Source organism: Allobosea sp. CER48, from assembly GCF_044752385.1.
In the GTDB taxonomy this organism is placed as follows: Bacteria; Pseudomonadota; Alphaproteobacteria; order Rhizobiales; family Beijerinckiaceae; genus Allobosea.
The window spans coordinates 1-3046 of sequence record NZ_JBIWYK010000387.1; the positions used below are offsets into that span (position 1 = coordinate 1).

The window sequence follows — 3046 nt, forward strand, 5'->3', positions numbered from 1 at the left end:
GCAACGCATCGGCAAAGCGCCGTGCCGCCAGGTCGGGATGCGGTGCCATGATCAGCCCGACGGCGAGCTCGAACAGCGGCGGCAACCCCTCCGCCGGGCCGAGACGGCGCAGCGATGGCGGTGTCGCGCTCTCTGTAATCGCCGCCACGCAGAAGCCCGCCTCGACGGCGGACAGTACGCCCGAAGTATGCGAGCAGGAGAACACCAGCCGATGCGCCTTTCCGGCCGTGCTGAGCGCGGCCAGGATGCGCGGCCGGGCGCGGCATCCCTCCGAGAACAGGGCGATCGGCAGCGTCTCCTGCAGCTCGGGCCGATGACCGCGCGCCGCCACCCAGACAAGCGGCTCGCGCCGCAGCACCTCTCCCATCGGCTTGTTGGGATCCTGCGTGACGACGGCGAGATCATACTCGCCGGCCAGCAGCGCCGGCTCGATGCGCTTCGACAGGTCGCAGCGCACTTCCAGCTCCACCTTCGGATGCTCGGCAGCGAAGCGCGCGATCAGCGGCCGCAGATAGGCGTCCATGTAGTCGTCGGGGATGCCGATGCGCAGCCGCCCCGATGGCGTGTCGCCCGCGAGATCGGCGAGCGCCTCGCGCTCGACCGCGAGCAGGCGCCGCGCGTGCGCGATCAGCCGCTCGCCGGCATCGGTCGGCGTCACGCCGCGGCGCGAGCGCTCGAGCAACTTGTGGCCGAGTTGGCTCTCCAGATCCTGGATGCGCACCGAGATCGCCGACTGCGTCCGGCCGAGCCGCGCGCTGGCCGCGGTGAAGCCTCCGGTCTCCGCCACGGCCACGAGCATGCCGAGCGCCGCAAGGTCGAAATGAACGGTCATGGCGAGCCTCCGTGCCGTGTGCGGCTTCGATCGATTTTAAGAATGGTTAAATCAGAATAATCCGTTTTTCCGATGCAAGGAAGCGCCCTATATCGGCGCCTGAACGAGGCCGGGCCGGCCGCATCGTTGCGGCCGAAGCGGACCTCAGGAACCGTCAGAAAACATCATGTCCGCTCCCGCGATTCCCGTCCGGCCCGCATCGCCTGCGCTTGCGATGTTCATCACCCTGCTCGCAGGTGCGACCTTCATCGGCTTTTCCGGCATCTTCGTGCGCCTCGCCGATGTCGGCCCCGCCGCGGCCGGCTTCTGGCGCATGGTGTTCGCGCTGCCGGTCCTCGTCGCATGGACGGCGCTGGAGCAGCGCAAGCCCGCGGGCGACAAGGCCCGCGGCGGCGCTTTCGGCGCGGTCGCACTGGCCGGGCTGACCTTCGGCATCGACGTTACGCTCTACAACGCGGCTCTCGGCCATACGACGATCGCCAATGCCTCGCTGCTCGGCAATCTCGCGCCGGTCGGCGTCGTGCTCGGCGGCTGGCTACTGCTGGGCGACAGGCCCTCGCGGCGCATCCTGGGCGCGCTGATGCTGGCGATCGCAGGCGCGTTGCTGCTCGTCTTGCCGAAGTTCACCGGTGAGGCCCGGGTCTCGGGCAACCTGCTCGGAGACAGCCTCGCCGTCGGCGCCGCGATGTCGTACGCGGCCTATATCCTCGCGGTGCGTCGAGCCCGCGACCGGGCCGGCGCCGGCTATGTCAGCCTCGTCTCCAGCGTGGTCTGCGCGGTGTTCTGTCTGGCGGCAGCGCTGGCCCTCGGCGAGAGTGTCATCCCGGGGAGCCTGCAGGGCTGGCTCGCGGTCATCGGCCTCGGCCTTGTCTCTCACGCGCTCGGCCAGGGGCTGATCACACTCTCGCTCGGCAGCTACGGCGCAAGCGCCGCCTCGCTCGTGATGGTATGGCCGGCGCTGGTCAGCGTGCTCGCCGCCTGGGCACTGTTCGGCGAGCAGCCGACACCGGTGCAGGCCTTCGGCGGCGTCGCCATCCTGGCCGCCGTGCTGATGGTCCGGCGGGGCTGAGCCCTGCGCTCAGGCTCGCTTCACACCGTAATGCAGGATCACGGTGCCGTTCGTCAGCGGCCGCGCCGAAAGGAGGGCGAAACTGCGCTTCTCAGGCCCGGCCTTGAAGAAGGGCGTCCCCTGCCCGATCGTGACCGGAGCGACGGCAAGCATGAGCTCGTCGACCAGCCCGGCTGCCAGCAGAGCCTCGGTCAGCTCCGCGCTGCCGAAGACATAGATGTCCTTGCCCGGCTCCGCCTTGCGGCGCGTGAGTTCGCCGACGATGTCAGCCGTCACCGTGGTGTTGTTCCAGTCCGATCTGGTCAGGCTTCGTGACGCCACGAGTTTCGGCAAGGCGTTCATGAAGACCTTGGTCTCGCCCTCCTCCTCGGCGGACGTCCAGTAGGCCTTCATCCCCTCGTAGGTGACGCGGCCGAAGACCAGCAGCCCGGCCTTGCGCCCGAAATCGCTGCTGAGTTCGCTCAGCTCGTCACCCCACGCATCGCTGTGAAAGCTGAGATCCCACTTCTCCTTGCCTTCGAAGAGCCCGTCCAGCGTCATCAGATTCCAGATGATCAGCTTGGCCATCGCATTCTCCTGTCGCACGATCCATAGACCGATTGCGATTTGCAACTGGTTGATGGATAGCGGAACCGATTTTATATCGCAAGCAGTTTCGGAGACGAGCATGCGTGAAACCGGCCGTTCGGGCTGTCCGATCAATCTGACGCTGGAGATCCTGGGCGATCGCTGGAGCCTGATCGTCCTGCGCGACATCATGTTCGGCAACCGCCGGCATTTTCGCGAGCTGATGGCGAAATCGGATGAGGGCATCGCCTCCAACATCCTGGCCGACCGGCTGAAGCGGCTGGTCGAGCGTGGACTGCTATCGCGGCGCGACGACGCCAGCCACAAGCAGAAGGCGATCTACAGCCTCACCGAGATGGGCATCGCGCTCGTCCCTGTCTTCGCCGCGATGGGCGACTGGGGCCGCCGCTTCCTGCCGGTGACGGAGGCGTTGTCCATCCGCGCCGAGATCCTGGCCGAAGGCGGCCCGGCATTGTGGGAGCGCTTCATGCAGGAGCTCAGGCATCTCCATCTCGATACACCCCCGCCGGTGCATTCGGTGCTCGACGAATTGACCAAGGCCTATCGCGACGCGCTGG

General features: G+C 67.4%; 4 protein-coding genes. 2 read left to right on the plus strand and 2 right to left on the minus strand.

Annotated features, from left to right (window positions below; genetic code table 11):
- Window positions 1–832, minus strand: an 832-nt coding sequence (locus tag ACIPIA_RS13280; RefSeq protein WP_400510229.1) for a LysR family transcriptional regulator, incomplete at its 3' end; no start/stop codon positions are given.
- A gap of 166 nt (window positions 833–998) precedes the next feature.
- On the opposite strand from ACIPIA_RS13280, the gene ACIPIA_RS13285 reads away from it, so the two are divergent.
- The gene (locus ACIPIA_RS13285; RefSeq protein ID WP_400510230.1) at window positions 999–1901 is read left to right on the plus strand and encodes a DMT family transporter; all 903 of its coding nucleotides are present in this window, start codon (window positions 999–1001) and stop codon (window positions 1899–1901) included.
- A gap of 9 nt (window positions 1902–1910) precedes the next feature.
- On the opposite strand, the gene ACIPIA_RS13290 is transcribed toward ACIPIA_RS13285, so the two are convergent.
- Complete coding sequence (locus ACIPIA_RS13290; protein WP_400510231.1) at window positions 1911–2468, minus strand: dihydrofolate reductase family protein; 558 nt, start codon at window positions 2466–2468, stop codon at window positions 1911–1913.
- A 100-nt stretch (window positions 2469–2568) separates the two neighbouring features.
- On the opposite strand from ACIPIA_RS13290, the gene ACIPIA_RS13295 reads away from it, so the two are divergent.
- Window positions 2569–3046, plus strand: a 478-nt coding sequence (locus ACIPIA_RS13295; protein ID WP_400510233.1) for a winged helix-turn-helix transcriptional regulator, incomplete at its 3' end; no start/stop codon positions are given.

Excerpts from the sequence above, each read along its gene's own strand:
- ACIPIA_RS13290 (WP_400510231.1), bottom strand. The coding sequence starts at position 2,468 with ATGGCCAAGCTGATCATCTGGAATCTGATGACGCTGGACGGGCTCTTC.
- ACIPIA_RS13285 (WP_400510230.1), top strand. The coding sequence starts at position 999 with ATGTCCGCTCCCGCGATTCCCGTCCGGCCCGCATCGCCTGCGCTTGCG.